At 62.9% G+C, this 16283-nt stretch carries 15 protein-coding genes; 8 read left to right on the top strand and 7 right to left on the bottom strand.

Annotated features, from left to right (window positions below; all coding sequences use genetic code 11):
• Positions 1-14 precede the first annotated feature (14 nt).
• The 7 genes from GGD63_RS00250 to GGD63_RS00280 form a co-directional block, all read right to left on the bottom strand.
• Positions 15-365, bottom strand: coding sequence for a hypothetical protein (locus GGD63_RS00250; RefSeq protein WP_183238919.1), 351 nt, complete (start codon positions 363-365; stop codon positions 15-17).
• Positions 366-395: 30 nt separating this feature from the next.
• Positions 396-767 carry a hypothetical protein gene (locus tag GGD63_RS00255; RefSeq protein WP_183238920.1) on the bottom strand — a complete coding sequence of 124 codons (372 nt, stop codon included), beginning with the start codon at positions 765-767 and terminating at the stop codon, positions 396-398.
• 298 nt (positions 768-1065) lie between these two features.
• A complete protein-coding gene (locus tag GGD63_RS00260) occupies positions 1066-1722 on the bottom strand; it encodes a hypothetical protein (RefSeq protein WP_409334038.1) in 657 nt (218 codons plus the stop codon).
• A 150-nt stretch (positions 1723-1872) separates the two neighbouring features.
• Positions 1873-2289: a c-type cytochrome gene (locus GGD63_RS00265; protein WP_183238921.1), complete on the bottom strand. Its 417-nt coding sequence runs from the start codon at positions 2287-2289 to the stop codon at positions 1873-1875.
• A gap of 401 nt (positions 2290-2690) precedes the next feature.
• Entirely contained in the window at positions 2691-3719 is a 1029-nt protein-coding gene (locus GGD63_RS00270; protein ID WP_183238922.1) for an ABC transporter permease, read from the bottom strand.
• A 12-nt stretch (positions 3720-3731) separates the two neighbouring features.
• Positions 3732-5234, bottom strand: coding sequence for a sugar ABC transporter ATP-binding protein (locus tag GGD63_RS00275; protein WP_183238923.1), 1503 nt, complete (start codon positions 5232-5234; stop codon positions 3732-3734).
• Positions 5234-6256, bottom strand: a complete 1023-nt coding sequence (locus tag GGD63_RS00280; protein WP_183238924.1) for a sugar ABC transporter substrate-binding protein — start codon at positions 6254-6256, stop codon at positions 5234-5236. The genes GGD63_RS00275 and GGD63_RS00280 overlap by 1 nt, the downstream gene beginning before the upstream one ends.
• A 784-nt stretch (positions 6257-7040) precedes the next feature.
• On the opposite strand from GGD63_RS00280, the gene GGD63_RS00285 reads away from it, so the two are divergent.
• The 8 genes from GGD63_RS00285 (at position 7041) to GGD63_RS00320 (ending at position 16172) form a co-directional block, all read left to right on the top strand.
• Positions 7041-7409: a DUF2946 domain-containing protein gene (locus GGD63_RS00285; RefSeq protein WP_183238925.1), complete on the top strand. Its 369-nt coding sequence runs from the start codon at positions 7041-7043 to the stop codon at positions 7407-7409.
• Between the two features lie 84 nt (positions 7410-7493).
• Positions 7494-9947, top strand: coding sequence for a TonB-dependent receptor (locus GGD63_RS00290; RefSeq protein ID WP_246785328.1), 2454 nt, complete (start codon positions 7494-7496; stop codon positions 9945-9947).
• 38 nt (positions 9948-9985) lie between these two features.
• Complete coding sequence (locus GGD63_RS00295; RefSeq protein WP_183238927.1) at positions 9986-10507, top strand: copper chaperone PCu(A)C; 522 nt, start codon at positions 9986-9988, stop codon at positions 10505-10507.
• Positions 10508-10538: 31 nt separating this feature from the next.
• Entirely contained in the window at positions 10539-11057 is a 519-nt protein-coding gene (locus GGD63_RS00300; RefSeq protein ID WP_183238928.1) for a YcnI family protein, read from the top strand.
• Positions 11057-12619, top strand: a complete 1563-nt coding sequence (locus GGD63_RS00305; protein ID WP_183238929.1) for a CopD family protein — start codon at positions 11057-11059, stop codon at positions 12617-12619. The genes GGD63_RS00300 and GGD63_RS00305 overlap by 1 nt, the downstream gene beginning before the upstream one ends.
• Before the next feature lie 153 nt (positions 12620-12772).
• Entirely contained in the window at positions 12773-14092 is a 1320-nt protein-coding gene (gene proS, locus GGD63_RS00310; RefSeq protein ID WP_183238930.1) for a proline--tRNA ligase, read from the top strand.
• Between the two features lie 90 nt (positions 14093-14182).
• On the top strand, positions 14183-15463 hold the full coding sequence (locus GGD63_RS00315; protein ID WP_018642337.1) for a lipoprotein-releasing ABC transporter permease subunit: 1281 nt from the start codon (positions 14183-14185) through the stop codon (positions 15461-15463).
• Positions 15464-15470: 7 nt separating this feature from the next.
• A complete protein-coding gene (locus tag GGD63_RS00320) occupies positions 15471-16172 on the top strand; it encodes an ABC transporter ATP-binding protein (RefSeq protein ID WP_183238931.1) in 702 nt (233 codons plus the stop codon).
• Positions 16173-16283: the final 111 nt, after the last annotated feature.

Raw genomic sequence — 16283 nt, forward strand, 5'->3', positions numbered from 1 at the left:
GGTTGGCACCCGTGCTATCTTCCCCGGCGTGCGGGCGGCGGAGGCGGAAGATTGCGCTGCCAGATGGTCCCATTGTCAAACTGGATTAGCATTCCGTCAGGTGAATAGACCGCGCTCAGATTGAAGGCATCGATCCAGATCCGGTTTGCTGGCGAGTACCAGTCCGGCCAAGCACGAGACGGCACACCGGCCTCGGTCAACAAGTTGAGCTCAGTCCCATTCTGCGTGACGTACGCCGGCAACTCTCCTCGGCACATCTGGATGCATCTGTAGATACCGGTAAGATTGATCGACTGGGCCGAGGCGCCGGCGGGCGCGATTGCAGCCATCACGCTGGCGACTAGCAGCAGGGGCTTGATGGTCATGAACTCGCTCCTACAAAGACTTTGCTTCTGCTATTGCTTGTTTCGGTTCTTGCTCGCCCCTCTGAGCGGCGTGGTCGATGCCAGCGCATTCGCCGCGTCCGTCATCTGGATGCACGTAAGGAGATCGACGTAGCTTTGGGCCCCGCCTGATACGGCCTCGCCCTCGCATGAATCGCGAACAGCCGGCCTGGTCGCCGTCCATATTGTTCCAAGTTGCTGTTGCGCGGCCCTTTCGTCGCGCATGCAATCCGCATCGCTCTGTGCCAACGCCAATCCCATTGCTTTATCAGTTTCAGACGTCGTCTTGCAGAGCGCTTCGATCTTCAATTCGGGAACACGATCGGAGATCGGTATCAACGAATGACTACCGAGCATTGCAAGGGAAAACAGAATGACTTTCATCTATCTCTCCGTTCCTAAAATTGTCCCGGCTGTGCCGGCGGAGCCGGCCAATTGGATCTGAGGTTGCTACGATTGCCGCGATCGAAGAGGTCTTGTCGTAAAACCGACCCAAGCGTGGCTGGGGAGATCGGCCCCTGTGAGGGCGACGCTCGAACCTTCGCGTCAGGTGCGCGAGCCTGATTGCTCGCCGCAGGAGCGGGCGTAACCAAGCCAATGGAGAGACCTGCAAGTAAGACAATAAAGCGAGCGTCAATTACGGCTGTACACCGTCGGACGCTCCGTAGCACGGAGGTCTCGTTCAGTAACAAGGCGGATATGGATAGTAGCCGCAGCGCGGCGCATAGGCTCCATAAGCAGCCCCCACCGCCGCGGCTCCGACCGCCGCTGCACCCGCGTAATATGCGCCTCGAAACGCTGTTCGGCGTCCGACCCCCGCAAACGACATAGGTGTGAATGGACGGCCGATGATGTCGATGAAGACCGAAGCAGCACCATCTGCGCCCTTGATGTCGCCCTCGAGAACATCGACGTCAAACGCCAGGTTTTCACCTTCGAGCTTCGGATTCTTCAAGACGACGACCACGTCGCGCACGCCGCCACCGTCCTTCTGGAATGCAGACACCGTCGCGTTTGGCGGGTCCTTTTGGAAATTGTCGCTGCCAGCTCCCCAATCTTCGACGATACGACTCGTGAGATCATGACCGGCAGCACGCACCGGGCGATCGGCAAAGACGATCGCATTTGGGGAAACGCCGGTCAGAACCAGCTTGTTGCCCTGCAATACGGCGCCCCGGGAGTTCAGCACGAAAAGTGATGGCACCACCTCGGTCTTGGCTGCGCCGATGGTTTTTTGCAGCGGAACGTGAGGGGGAGGCGCCGTTTGGGCGGATAAAGCGCCCGTCATTCCGAAAGCTGCGACAGCTAGAATAGCGACGCGCGATGCACTAAAGAACATATGAAATCTCCTGCAATCAACAAACGTCCCGCGCAGCGAGCCACGGCATTTCATGACAGACGTTGATTTAGATCAACCTCGGCGGGTGCCGGGCAGGGGCCAGCCGACACGATGGCGCGCGATCAACGTGAGAGCTCGATGGGGACTGCGTTACTGCTGAATGCGGTTCAGATAGTCCACGATGGACAGTGCTTCAGCGCGTATGTAGGCCTCCTGATCATAGGGAGCGTCGACATAGTGTTCCGCTGCTTTCACGGCCCATCGCTTGCCCCAGATCGGCATGTCGCGCGAGCCATGGGCGGAGATCTCGGTCCGTCCGTCGATCACCTTGATGACGCGATCGACCGGAAACACTCCGCCATTCTTCTTGGACAATGAGCTCAAATCGGATGGCGCGACCTTGAGGCTCGTGACGTAGGGGCCATTCCCCTTGGCGTCCAGCCCATGACAAACGGCGCATTGGACCTCATACGCCTGCTTGCCTGCATCGACCGGCTTGCCCGGCTGGGCGAAGGCGGTGATCTCGGTGGCGGCGAGAATGATGGCGGCAATTGAAAGCTTCTTCATAGGCGTCCTCCCACTTTCAACATCCCATTTTTCGAAGGGATTTGTGGTGGTCACCATGATCCAAATCAATGCAATCGTTGCAAGGAGTCCGGAACACTCTTACAGACGAGAAGATGCGGATGCCAGCCGAGCTGCCGCTTCATACTTCTATCGGGAGAGCGTGATTTGTTGCTTCACTACTACGCTCGCAATGACGAGATCGGTGCGACGTCAAAAACTCTTGAGGAGGACTGCCGCCGATGTGCTCGCCGCCACGATGACATCATGCTCCTGTTTTGCCCGACGAGTCAAATGCGCTTCGCTAAATCCGCAATTTCGCGACTTCGTCGGCAAGTCATTGATTCCGCTGGCCCCGGCTACTTTGCATGGGGTTGTTTTCGCATTTTGGTTTCGACGGCCGTCTACTCCGCCGCTTTTTCCCGTAGCCGCTGTGCATAGACGTTGATGATCAGCGCCGCCAGCAGGATCAGGCCGCGGATCAGGATCTTCAGGAAGCTGTCGATGTTGACGTGGTCGAGGCCGTTATTCAGGACACCGAGAACAAAGAGCCCGACGATGGTGTTGCCGATGCCGCCGCGGCCGCCGAACAGGCTGGTGCCGCCGACGACGACGGCGGCGATGGAGTCGAGCAAATAGGTGTCGAACTCGTTCTGCTGCGCGCTGCCGAAATGGGCGACGCCGAGCATGCCGCCGATGCCGGAGCACACTGCCGAGATCACCATCACTGCGCCGAGGATCAGCTTGACGTTGAGGCCGGAATATTCGGCCGCCTCGCGATTTCCGCCGACCATGTAGACGTAGCGGCCGAAGCGCGTGTAGGTCAGCACCAGATGGCCGCCGAGCAGCATGATGGCGGCGACGATGACGATCCAGGGAATGCCGCCGATCGAGCCCGATCCGAGCATCGTGATCAGGCCCGGTACCTTGTAGGCGATCTGGCCGCGCACCAGGAGCGCGGAGATGCCGGCTGCGATCTGCATCATCGCCAGCGTCATGATGAAGGAGGGGATGCCGATCACGGTCAGCCCCAGCGCGTTGACGAGGCCGAGCAGGGCGCAGAGCAGGATCGACAGGATGATCGCGATCGCGCCGGGCAGGGGGATGTTGGCGATGTTGACGTAGGAGTCCTGCAGCGTGAAGTAGGCAACCGCAATGCCGGTGACGTTGGCGATGCTGGCGATCGAGAGATCGATCTCGGCGCACAGGATCACGAAGGTGAGGCCGACCGCGATGATGCCTGTTACCGACACCTGCGTCAGGATGTTGCCGAGATTGTCCAGTGTCGCAAAGGAAGGGCTGGCGAAGGCGAAGAAGGCGGAGAGGAAGATCAGCGTCAGGAACGGGGCAATGTTGCGCATCTGCGAACGCAGGAAGGGCGCAAGACCCCGCGCCCGATGGGCTTCCGCAAAGGCCGTCTCACTGCTCGCCATTGTGCTTCTCCGTCACGCCGCTTCCAGCAGGCGGTCCTTGCTGACCGGCTCGTTCTTGAACTCCCGCACCAATGCGCCGCGCTTGAGCACGAGGATGCGGTCGGCCAGCGACAGCACCGTTTCCGGCTCGGTCGACAGCACGATGATCGCGAGCCCCCTGGCGCGGAGGTCGCGGACGATGTTGATGACGTCGTTCTTGGCGCCGACGTCCATGCCGCGGGTCGGCTCGCACAGCACCAGCAGTTTTGGCGGGTAGGTCAGCCATTTTGCCAGCGCGACCTTCTGCTGGTTGCCGCCGGAGAGCATGCCGAGATCGAGGCCGACCACGGGCGGCCTGATCTGCAATTGCTCGACCTGACGCTTGGCGATGTCGCGCTCCTGTGTGGGCTTGAGCAGCAGGGACGAGATGCGGTCGAGAATGCTGATCGAGATGTTCTTGTAGACCGGCTCCTGGTGAAACAGCATGTCGCGCCGGCTCTCCGGCACCAGCGCCACGCCGGCGCGACGCGCCGCCGCCGTGCTGGCGAAGGTCTTGGGCGTGCCGTCGACCGCCAGCGTGCCGCTGTCCGGCTTCAGCTTGCCGAACAGGATGCGCGACAGTTCCTGCTGCCCGCAGCCCATAAAGCCGTAGATGCCGAGCACCTCGCCGGCGCGCGCCTCGAAGGAGACGTCCTTCAGGCTGCGCGCCAGCGACAGCTGATCGGCCTTTAGAACCACCGTGCTGTCGCGTGGCTGCGGCAGCATCAGGTCGTCCGTATAGCTGTGCTCGAGCGCCTCGCCGCCGCGGCCGATCATGGCCTCGATCAGCGCGCCCTTGCTGGTTGCCGCGCTCGCGGTTTCCGCGACCTTCCGCCCGTTGCGAAACACGGTCACCGTGTCGGAGACAAGCAGGATGTCCTCGATGAAATGCGAGATGAAGACGATTGCAGTGCCGTCCTCGCGCAGCCGCCGGAGCGCTGTGAAGAGACGCTCGACCTCGGGCGGGGAGAGGGCGGAGGTCGGCTCGTCCAGGATGACGATGCGCGCGCCGGAGAACAGCACGCGGGCGATCTCGATCAGCTGCTGCAGCCCGATCGGGAGGTCGCCGAGTCTGGACATCGGATCGACGTCGATGCCGAAGCGGGCGAGCTGCTCGCCGGCCTCGCGCGCCATCCGCCGCCATTGCACGAGGCCAAGACGGTTGGTCGGCTGGTTGCCGAGGAAGACGTTCTCCGCGACCGTGAGGTCGGGGGCGACAGAGAGCTCCTGATGCACCATGGCGATGCCGGCCGCGTGCGCGTCGCGGGCCGAGCGGAAATGCGTCTCTTGCCCGCCGATCAGGAAGCGGCCGGAGAACTCGGTGTGCACGCCCGCGATGATCTTCATCAGCGTGCTTTTGCCGGCGCCGTTCTCGCCGACGAGACCGTGGATCTCGCCGGGAAGAAGCGCGAAGTCGACACCACGAAGCGCTTCGACGCCGCCGAAGCTCTTCGTGATACCCTTCAGTTCAAGGATGGGCGAACGATCCTCTCGCATCAGATCAGGAAGTGGTCTTCCATCCATTGCATGCCGGGCGCGTTGGCCTTGGTCACGACCGGACCGTCGGTGACGACGTTCTTCGGGATTCCCTGTCCGCTCTTCTCGCCGCCGACCACCGCGGAGACGCCCGCGATGATGGCGCCACCATGGATGCGGCAGGATGGATTGCGGACGGTAGCGAACATGCGGCCCTCGCTGACCGCCTGGATCGCCGGCGGCATGGCATCGACGCCGCCGATCAGGATGTTGGTGCGGCCCCGCGCCTTCATGATGTTGGCCGCGGCAAGCGCCATGTCGTCATTGTGGAAGAACGCCGCGTCGATCTGCGGATATTTCGTGAGGTACGTTTCCCAGAGGCGGGCGGTCTTCGACACGTCCCAGTCGGCCGGCTGGGTGTCGAGCACCTCGATCCCCGGGAATTGCTTGACGACCGAGTTGAAGCCCTTGGCCCTTCCTTGCGCGCCGGTATGTCCGAGCGCGCCCTGCGTCATGATGATCTTGCCCTTGCCGCCCATGGCGTTGCACAGCGCCTGCGTCACCGAGGCGCCCATGAACTCGTTGTCGGGGGCGAGGAAGGAGTGGACGTTGATCTGGTCGAGCGGGGCAATCAGCGTGTCCATGTCGATCACGGGCGTGCCGGCGTCGATCATCTTCTGCACCGGCTGGGTGAGGGTGCCGATGCCGAACGCCTGGATCGCGACGAAGTCCCATTTCTGGGATGCCATGTTGTCGATCGCCGCGCGCTGCTTCACCGCGTCGAGCTGGCCGTCGAACCAGGTGACCTCGACGTTGAACAGCTTGCCCCAGAATTCCGCCGCCTGCTTGCCCTGTGCGCACCAGGTGGCCTGGAGGCCGGCGTTGGAAAACGCCGCCTTCAGCGGCTTCTCGCTGCGTCCGACTTCGGCGGCCAGCGCCGGATTTATGCCCATGCTGCCGAGGATGGCAGCCCCGGCGCCGGCGGTCGCTGCCGCCTGAAGAAGATCGCGCCTCGTCGTCGAGAAATCTTTCGTCCCGGACATCGCTCGCTCCCATATATTTTGTCGTCGGCGCGTCATTTGCTTGCGCGGCCGATGTCCGAAAGTCTCTCACAAGAGTTGTTGGCACTCAATCTGCAATCGGCCGCAGCGTCGCTGCTGCCCGCGCGTTGGTGTGATGGCGAAGAAGGCGATGAACAGCTCGCGCGAGGTGCGGCAGCGCAAAGCGTCAGGCCGGAATGCCGGCGTATGACATCCGGAAACGCGACCGATGTTCCGGGCGGTCGGCGCAGCGCTGTGCCGCGATCTCAAAACTCTGTTCGATCGGATTGGGGGAAGCATTCATCGCCATTGAAGCCATGCGGGCAAAAAAAGAGCGGGGCCCTGGCCCCGCTCAAAAATTGTGTCGACCCTATTATCCCCGATCTTAAGATTTGATCTTGATTGACGGGGCGACGCTGCGTTTTGCGCGCCAGGGGCTCCTCCCGAGACTTGGACCACCAGGCCTCGACCTCGCGGTCAGCGCCTGAGCAAGAGGATGCTAGATCAACTTTTCTCACTTGTCATCATTTTCGGCAACGATTGTTCAAAATAAGAGCAGTTGACGCAATGATCGGGCTTTTAGCCATCTAAGCATATGACAAATATAAGAAATCTGTGGATGTCTGGGGGTGGTTTGGCTGCCTCAAATGCCGGACCCTGTCCCGCGGGAGGGGGCTCCGATCACAGATTTCTCGAAATTTGCGCTGGGCCAAGCCAGCGGCGGAACTGACCTCGACTCGGGTGCCGGCGCGGTGTTTAGTTAGCGCACGAACGAACGGTTCGGTGGATGCGCGCGCGGCTGCAAAAATTCTTACCTCTGGTCCTACTCGCCCTTGTGATGCAGGTGCTGGCGCCGGTTGCCGCTTGTCTCGCGGCAGGCCAGGCCGTTGCCGATCCGCTGTCCGCCGCTGTCATCTGCCATAGCGCGGGCGACCAGGGTGGCGGCCAGACCGGCTCGCCGACCGCGCATGCCGGTGCCTGTGCACTCTGCTGTCTGGCGCAGGCGAACGCATCGCTCGATTCGCCGCCGCAGCCGGCGTTCGCCATTCCCTTCCGCCACGCTGAACGCGTGGTGTGGCACGTGGCGGACGTATCGGCCGTTCTCGCCCACAAGGGCTCAAGCGCCCAGGCGCGCGCACCTCCTCGAATTTCCTGACGACCTCCACCGCCGCCGCGGCTCCTCCGCTGGCGATCGATGCTGTCGAACAGCCGGGAAGAAAGCCGGCGTCAGGAATGCCCCATGTTACGTTGTCATGCCCGCCGCGGCGTGAGCGTCGTTGCCGTTCAGGCGGCACTGCTTGCGTCGTCGAGCGGAGTTTTCGCCCAGAGCAGCGCCGTGCTGCCGCCGGTTACCGTCGATGCACCCGCCGCCGTGAAGCCCAAGCCGCGCAAGCCGTCGGTGCAGACGACTGCCGCTCGGGGCCTGTCGTCGAAGCCCGCCAGCGAGCGGGCAACTCCCATCGTCACGGGCGAGCAGGGGGCGGGCAGCACCCGGCCGTCGCTGGAGCCGCCGGCTGCCGTGGCGCGCTATCAATTGCCGCAGCGCTCGGTCGGCATTACGGCAAAGGAGGTCGATGAGACGATCAACCTCAAGGACCCCGAGGACGCCGTCAAATACATGCCGAGCCTGTTCGTGCGGAAGCGCAACGACGGCGACAACCAGGCGGTGCTGGCGACGCGAAGCTGGGGCGTGAATTCCAGCGCGCGCACGCTGATCTATTACGATGACCTCCTCATCTCGGCGCTGATCGGCAACAACAACACGAACTCCTCGCCGAGGTGGAACCTGATCTCGCCGGAAGCGATCGGACGGGTCGATTACCTCAACGGTCCGTTCGCGGCCGCCTATCCCGGCAACTCGATCGGCGGCGTGTTGCTGATCTCGTCAAAGATGCCGGACAAGCCGTTCGCGGTCGCCAAGGAAACCGTGTCCGTGATGCCGTGGATTCAATACGGCACCAAGGACACCTACGTGACCAGCCAGACCAGCGCCGCCGCAGGCAATCGCGATGGCAAGCTGTCCTGGCTCGTCAGCGCAAATTATCTCGACAGCTACCAGCAGCCGCTGACCTACACGACGAGCGCAACAATCCCGGCCGGCACGATCGGTGCTTTCCCGGCCAAGAACAAGGTCGGTCAGGAAGCCGACGTCGTCGGCACCGGCGTTCTCGCCCATTCGCAGCAGACATCAGCCAATCTGCGGCTGGCCTACGATCTGTCGCCGCTGGTGCAGGCAACCTATTCGCTCGGTATCTGGAACAACCACCAGGTATCGGATCCGCAGACCTATCTGCGGTCGACGGCAACGGGACTGCCGACCTTCAATGGCATCACGACCTTCGCGAACGCCAAGTACATATGGGACCAGACCCATATGAGCAACGCGGTCGTGATCAAGAGCGACACCAAGGGCATTTTCGATTTTGATCTGTCCGCCTCGAGTTACAACTATCTCGAGGACACGCAGCTCAATCCCTACACGGTCACGTCAGGCGTCGGCTTCTCGCAGAACGGCAAGATCCAGCATATGGACGGCACCAATTGGCAGAACGCCGATGCCAAGGGCATCTGGCGGCCGTTCGGTTACGGTGGGGCGCACGAGGTCAGCTTTGGCGTCCATGGCGACCGGTATCGCCTGGAAAATCCGACTTATGGTTCGACGGTCTGGTATCAGGCTTCGACGAGCACGGGACAGGTCTACGCGAACAGTCAGGGCGAAACCCGCACCGGCGCGCTCTGGTTTCAGGACGCCTGGAAACTCCAACCCAATCTGAAACTGACGTTGGGCGGGCGGCTTGAGACCTGGCAAGCGCTCGATGGTCAGAACATCGTGACTCTGGCGAACGGGGCAGGTGTCATTACCTCGTCGTTCACAAAGAACCAGCCGGGTCTTGCTTCGACGAATTTCTCGCCGAAAGCTTCGCTGTCCTACGATCCGAACAAGGATTGGAACATCACGGTCAATTTCGGCGAGGCTAATCGGTATCCGACGGTTCTCGAGCTCTATCAGAACGTCACGGTCGGCAACACGATTACGGTCGCCAATCCTTTCCTGAAGCCTGAGCAGGATTTCACGGGCGAACTCAACGTCGAGCGTCACTGGAATGACGGCCGTGTCAGGCTGACCCTGTTCAGAGAGCGGACCAACGACGCGATCATCGCTCAGACCAACATGATCAACGCCACCCAGAGTGCGACGACATTCAGCAACGTCGATGCCATCAGGATGCAAGGTGTGGAATTATCTGCTGACAAGGACAATGTCATCATCGAGGGCTTGCAAGTCTTCGGCAGCGTGACCTACGTCGACTCCAAAATCCTGGCGGACGCGGGCTGGGCTGGCAGGGACCCGCTGACGAACGTGCCGACCACCGCAGTCGGCAAGCGCGTCCCCTATGTCCCAGATTGGCGCGCTAAGTTCGGCGTGACCTACCGGCCGAACGAGAATTGGGCCTACACAGTTGCCGCTCGCTACAGCGGCAAGCAGTACTCGACGCTGGACAACACGGATCGCATCTCCCACGTCTATGGCGCGTTCGATAACTTCTTCGTTGTGGACTTGAAGATCCACTATAACGCGACGAAGAACTTCGCATTCGACTTCGGCATCGATAATCTCTTCAACGAGCAGTACTTCCTGTTCCATCCGTTTCCGGGGCGAACTTTCGTTCTCGCCGGCAAGTACACGTTCTGACGGGTGGGGCAATGTTCACGACAAGAAAGGCAAATGACATGACCAAGCTCTCACGCATCCTCGCGCTCGTAACGCTCTCCGCCGCAATGTTCGCCGCCCCCGTCCGTGCCGAGGACGTCAAGGCCGGCGATCTCGTCATCTCGCAGGCGTGGAGCCGCGCGACGCCGGGCGGCGCCAAGGTCGCGGGCGGATATCTGACCATCGAGAACAAGGGAACGGCCGCGGACAGGCTGGTCAGCGTTTCCGCCGATATCGCGGGCAAGGCCGAGGTTCACGAGATGGCGACGGACAATGGCGTGATGAAGATGCGCCCGCTCGATAAGGGGCTGGTGATCGATCCCGGCAAGACCGTGAAGCTGGCGCCCGGCGGCAATCATTTGATGCTCCAGGAGTTGAAGGGGCCGTTCAAGCAGGGCGACAAGATTCCGGTGACGCTTCAGTTCGAGAAGGCCGGCAAGGTCGCCGTCTCCCTGGACGTGCAGGGCGTTGGCGCGCAGGCGCCGGGCGATGGCGGGCAGATGATGAAGAAGATGCACGACCATTCGGGAATGAAAATGTGACGAGCATGATCTTGCTTCCGGGAGAACGAAGATGCTGAAGATGTCCTGGCTCATTCTTCCTGGCGTGCTCGCCGCTTCGCCCGCGGCGGCGCATGTCTTTCTGGAGAGCAAACAGGCCACCGTCGGGGCGTCCTACAAGGCCGTGTTCGCGGTACCTCACGGCTGCGCGGGCTCGCCGACGGTCAAGATCCGCGTGCAGGTCCCGGAAGGGGTGATCGCGGTGAAGCCGATGCCGAAGGCGGGCTGGACCATTGATGTTGTCGAAGGCAAATATGCCGCCGAGTACGACTATCACGGCAACAAGCTCTCCTCCGGCGTCAAGGAGGTTGCATGGTCCGGTGGCAAGCTGGCGGACAAGAACTATGACGAATTCGTCATGCACACGGTGCTGACCGACGCGCTCAAGCCGAACACGACGCTGTATTTCCCCGTGGTCCAGGAATGCGAGACCGGCGTCAGCCGCTGGATCGAAATTCCGGCGGAAGGGGCAGGGCATTCGCACGAGGGCAAGTCGCCGGCGCCTGGTGTGAAGCTGCTGCCCAAATCTTGATGCGCCTCCTCGCCGCGCTCGCGACGCTGTTCCTCGTTGCCGGCTTTGCAACCGGCGCGTCGGCGCATGCCGCGCTCGTCTCGGTCGACCCGGCGAGCGGCAGCATTCTGAAAACCGCGCCGAGGGCGGTGGAGCTGCGCTTCAACGAAGCGGTGACGCCGGGCGCAATTCTGCTGATCGACGGCGCGGGCCGGACGCGGGACGACGCGCGCATCGAGGCATCGGGCGAGGCCATTTCGGTTGTGATGCCGCCGGACCTGCCGCAGGGAACGGCCGTGGTCAGCTATCGCGTGACCTCGCAGGACGGCCATCCCGGCGCGGGATCGGTGATCTTCTCGGTCGGTGCTCCGACGGCGACGAAGCCGCCCGCCCGTGCGGACGGCGAATTGAACGCGCTGATCTGGCTGGCACGGATCGGTCTCTATCTCGGCCTGTTCGTCGGCGTCGGCGGCGTGTTCTTCGCACGCTGGATTGCATGGTCGATGACGGGCACGACAGTGCCGTTCATGGCGCTCATCATCGGCATTCCGAGCGCGATCGTCTCTCTCGGCCTGCAGGGCCTCGACCTTCTTGGCCTGCCGCCAGCGGCGCTCGTGACGGCGGCCCCTTGGCAGGTCGCATTCGCGACCAGCGCCGGCCCCGCGCTACTCATTGCGGTCGCATCGATGCTGTTCGCGATGATGGCGCTGCGCAGCGCATGGTATGCGCGCGCCTTTGCGATGATCGCATTCATCGGTGTTGGCCTGTCACTCGCCGCGACTGGACACGCCGCGACGGCACCGCCCGAGGTCTTGCTGCGGCCGGCAATCTTCCTCCATGGCCTCGGCGTCGCCTTCTGGATCGGGGCCCTCGCGCCGCTCGCCGCGCTGGTGTCGAAGCCGGCGACTGCGGCACTGCCGGTCGTAAACCGCTTTTCGCGTATTGCCGTGCTGGCCGTCGGTGTATTGGCGTTGACCGGCCTTGGCCTCGCCATCGTTCAGCTCGAAAGGCCGTCTGCGCTGGTTGAGACGCGTTACGGGGCCATCCTGTCGGTCAAGCTTGGTCTGGCCGTCCTGCTGCTGGCGCTTGCCGCGCTCAATCGGTTCCGGCTGACGTCGGCTCTGGCGCGGGACGAGAAAGCCGCGCCTGCATTGAAACGTTCGATCCTGCTCGAAAGCGCCATCGCCCTCGGCATCTTCGCGCTCGTTGCCGGCTGGCGTTTCACGCCGCCGCCGCGGACCATTGTTCCCGAGACGCCGCTGGCGATCCACATCCACACCGACAAGGCGATGTTCCAAGTGCTGGTCTCGCCGGGGAAGCCCGGCGTCGACGACTTCGTGCTCCAGCTCATGACCGGCGAGGGGGCGCCGCTTGGGGCGAAGGAGGTGACGTTGACCCTGAGCCTGCCGGAGCGCGGCATCGAGCCGATGGCGCGGGCCGCCGCACTCGGGCCGGACGGCTACTGGCATGTGCGCCGGGTCGAGCTGCCATTCGCCGGCCGCTGGCATGTGCGGATCGATGCGCTGGTGACCGATTTCGAGCAGATCACGCTGGAAGACGATCTTGAGGTGGCGGCGCCGTAAAGGCGTCCCGCTGCGGCTCAAGCTGAATCTGAAGGCAACGGAAAAATGACAAGGAATTCCGCTGCGTTAGCGGCTTTTCCTGATTCCCGGTCTTGTGTTTTCGCTCCCAATCCGGTTTCACTGCAACCCCTCACTGATTCCCAGAGTGTTGCCATGCGGTTGTCGCGGTTCTTTCTGCCCATCCTGAAGGAAAATCCGAAAGAGGCGGAGATCGTCTCGCATCGGCTGATGCTGCGCGCCGGCATGATCCGGCAGGAGGCCGCCGGCATCTATGCCTGGCTGCCGCTCGGCTTCCGCGTGCTGAAGAAGATCGAGCAGATCGTGCGTGAGGAGCAGGACCGTTCCGGCGCCATCGAGGTGCTGATGCCGACGCTTCAGCTCGCCGACCTCTGGCGCGAGAGCGGCCGCTACGACGCCTACGGTCCGGAGATGCTGCGTATCGCCGACCGCCACAAGCGCGAGCTGCTGTACGGGCCGACCAACGAGGAGATGATCACCGAGATCTTCCGCGCCTATGTGAAGTCCTACAAGAACCTGCCGCTGAATCTCTATCATATCCAATGGAAATTCCGCGACGAGCAGCGTCCGCGTTTCGGCGTGATGCGCGGCCGCGAGTTCCTGATGAAGGACGCCTATTCGTTCGACCTCAACGAGGCGGCGGCGCGCGTTGCCTACAACAAGATGTTCGTCGCCTATCTGCGCACCTTCGCGCGGATGGGGCTGAAAGCGATTCCGATGCGCGCCGAGACCGGCCCGATCGGCGGCGATCTCAGCCACGAGTTCATCGTGCTCGCCGAGACCGGCGAATCCGGCGTGTTTATCAATCGCGACGTGCTGGACCTGCCGGTGCCCGGTGAAGACGTCGACTATGACAGCGACCTGACGCCGATCATCAAGCAGTGGACCTCGGTCTATGCCGCGACGGAAGACGTTCACGATGCGGCCCGGTTCGAGCAGGAAGTGCCGGCGGACAAGCGGGTCAACACCCGCGGCATCGAGGTCGGCCAGATCTTCTATTTCGGCACCAAATATTCCGAGCCCATGAAGGCGCTGGTGGCGGGCCCTGATGGTGTCGACGTGCCGATCCATGGCGGCTCCTACGGCGTCGGCGTCTCGCGCCTGTTAGGCGCCATCATCGAGGCCTGCCATGACGATGCCGGCATCAAATGGCCCGAGGCCGTCGCCCCGTTCCGCGCGGTGGTGCTCAACCTCAAGCAGGGCGATGCCGCGGTCGATGCGGCCTGCGAGAAGCTCTATGCCGAGCTCCAGGCAAAGGGCGTCGACGTGCTCTACGACGACACCGACCAGCGCGCCGGCGCCAAATTCGCTGCCGCCGACCTGATCGGCATCCCCTGGCAGATCATGATCGGGCCGAAGGGGCTCGCCGACGGCAAGGTCGAGATCAAGCGGCGCAGCGACGGCTCCCGCGAGACGATGTCGCCTGCGGACGCGGTCGCAAGACTTGTGGGCTGATAAGCCTGGTCGGCTGAATATTGTTCATCGCCCGATATCGCGGCCGCCAATCCGGCCACAATTGACCCCGAATCATGGGATTATCGAGCGATGGACGAGACCATGACTGAAACCGTGCAAACCGCGCCTTTTGCGCCATTCGAGTGGATGCTGTCGGCGCGCTACCTGCGGGCGCGCCGCAAGGAGGGATTCATCTCGGTCATCGCCGGGTTCTCGTTCCTCGGCATCATGCTGGGCGTGGCGACGCTGATTATCGTCATGGCCGTCATGAACGGCTTCCGCAAGGAACTGCTCGACAAGATCCTGGGGCTGAACGGCCACATCCTGGTGCAGCCGCTGGAATCGCCGCTGACGGACTGGAAGGACGTTGCCGACCGCCTCAGCCAGGTGAAAGGTATCCGGCTCGCCGCGCCCGTGGTGGACGGCCAGGCGCTGGCGTCCTCGCCGTGGAACGCCTCGGGCGTCCTGGTGCGCGGCATCCGCTCCGATGATCTCAACAACCTCACCTCGATCGCCAAGAACATCAAGCAGGGCTCGCTCGAGGGTTTTGACGAGGGGCAGGGGGTCGCGATCGGCCGGCGCCTTGCCGACCAGCTGTCGCTGCATGCCGGCGACAGCATCACGCTGGTGGCGCCCAAGGGCGCAGTCACGCCCATGGGCACGACGCCGCGTATCAAGCCGTACAAGATCGTCGCCGTGTTCGAGATCGGCATGTCCGAATACGATCTCGGCTTCGTGTTCATGCCGCTCGCGGAGGCGCAGGCCTATTTCAACCGCAGCAACGACGTCACCTCGATCGAGGTGTTCACCACCAATCCCGACCAGATCGTCGCCTTCCGCCAGGCCGTGACGGAAGCGGCGGGACGGCCGGTGTTCCTGGTCGACTGGCGGCAGCGCAATTCGACCTTCTTCAACGCGCTCCAGGTCGAGCGCAATGTGATGTTCCTGATCCTGACCATGATCGTGCTGGTCGCAGCCCTCAACATCGTCTCCGGCCTCATCATGCTGGTGAAGGACAAGGGCAGCGACATCGCGATCCTGCGCACCATGGGCGCCTCGCAGGGCTCGATCATGCGCATCTTCCTGATCACGGGCGCCTCGATCGGCGTGGTCGGCACGCTGGTCGGGTTCGTCGTCGGCCTCGTGATCTGTCTCAACATCGAGTCCATCAGGCAATTCCTGTCCTGGCTGACCAGCACCGAGCTGTTCTCGCCAGAGCTCTACTTCCTGTCGAAGCTGCCCGCCGAGATCGATATCGGCGAGACCACGGCGGTCGTCATCATGGCGCTGACGCTGTCGTTCCTGGCGACGCTGTACCCGTCCTGGCGCGCCGCGCGCCTCGATCCCGTCGAAGCGCTCCGGTACGAGTGAGGGGCTGATGGAGCAGCAGGGGGCGGAAGACGTACCGGTCATTTATCTCCACGAGATAAAGCGGCAGTACTTGCAGGGCGAGGTGCCGCTGACGATTTTGGACGGCGCCAAGCTCGCGCTGTGGGCGGGACAGTCGGTCGCGCTGGTGGCGCCGTCAGGCTCGGGCAAGTCGACGCTGCTGCACATTGCCGGGCTGCTCGAAGCGCCGGACTCCGGCGAGGTCTATGTCAACGGCGCGCCGACCTCGCAGTTGCCCGACATCGAGCGCACCCAGCTGCGCCGCACCGATATCGGCTTCGTCTACCAGTCGCACCGGCTGCTGCCGGAGTTCTCGGCGCTCGAGAACGTGATGATGCCGCAGATGATCCGCGGCCTGAAGAAGTCCGAGAGCGTCAAGCGCGCCAAGGAGATCCTCGGTTATCTCGGCCTCGGCGACCGCATCACCCATCGTCCCGCGGAGCTGTCGGGCGGCGAGCAGCAGCGCGTCGCCATCGCGCGCGCGGTGGCCAATGCGCCGCGCGTGCTGTTCGCGGACGAGCCGACCGGCAACCTCGATCCGCACACGGCCGATCACGTCTTCCAGGCCCTGATGCAGCTGGTCAAGGCAACCAAGGTTTCCATGCTGATCGCGACCCACAACATGGAGCTCGCCGGCCGCATGGACCGGCGCGTCTCGCTGTCGGACGGCCAGGTGATCGAGCTCGAATAAAACTGCGAAAACAACCCCATGCACAGTAGCCTGCGATTGCCGGCTACGCGCGGGGGTGATGTCTCCCAGCCATTTGACCTGCCGGGCAAATCCGCCGCGACGGCGCACCGC

The organism is Bradyrhizobium sp. cir1, assembly GCF_014198245.1.
Classification (GTDB): Bacteria; Pseudomonadota; Alphaproteobacteria; order Rhizobiales; family Xanthobacteraceae; genus Bradyrhizobium.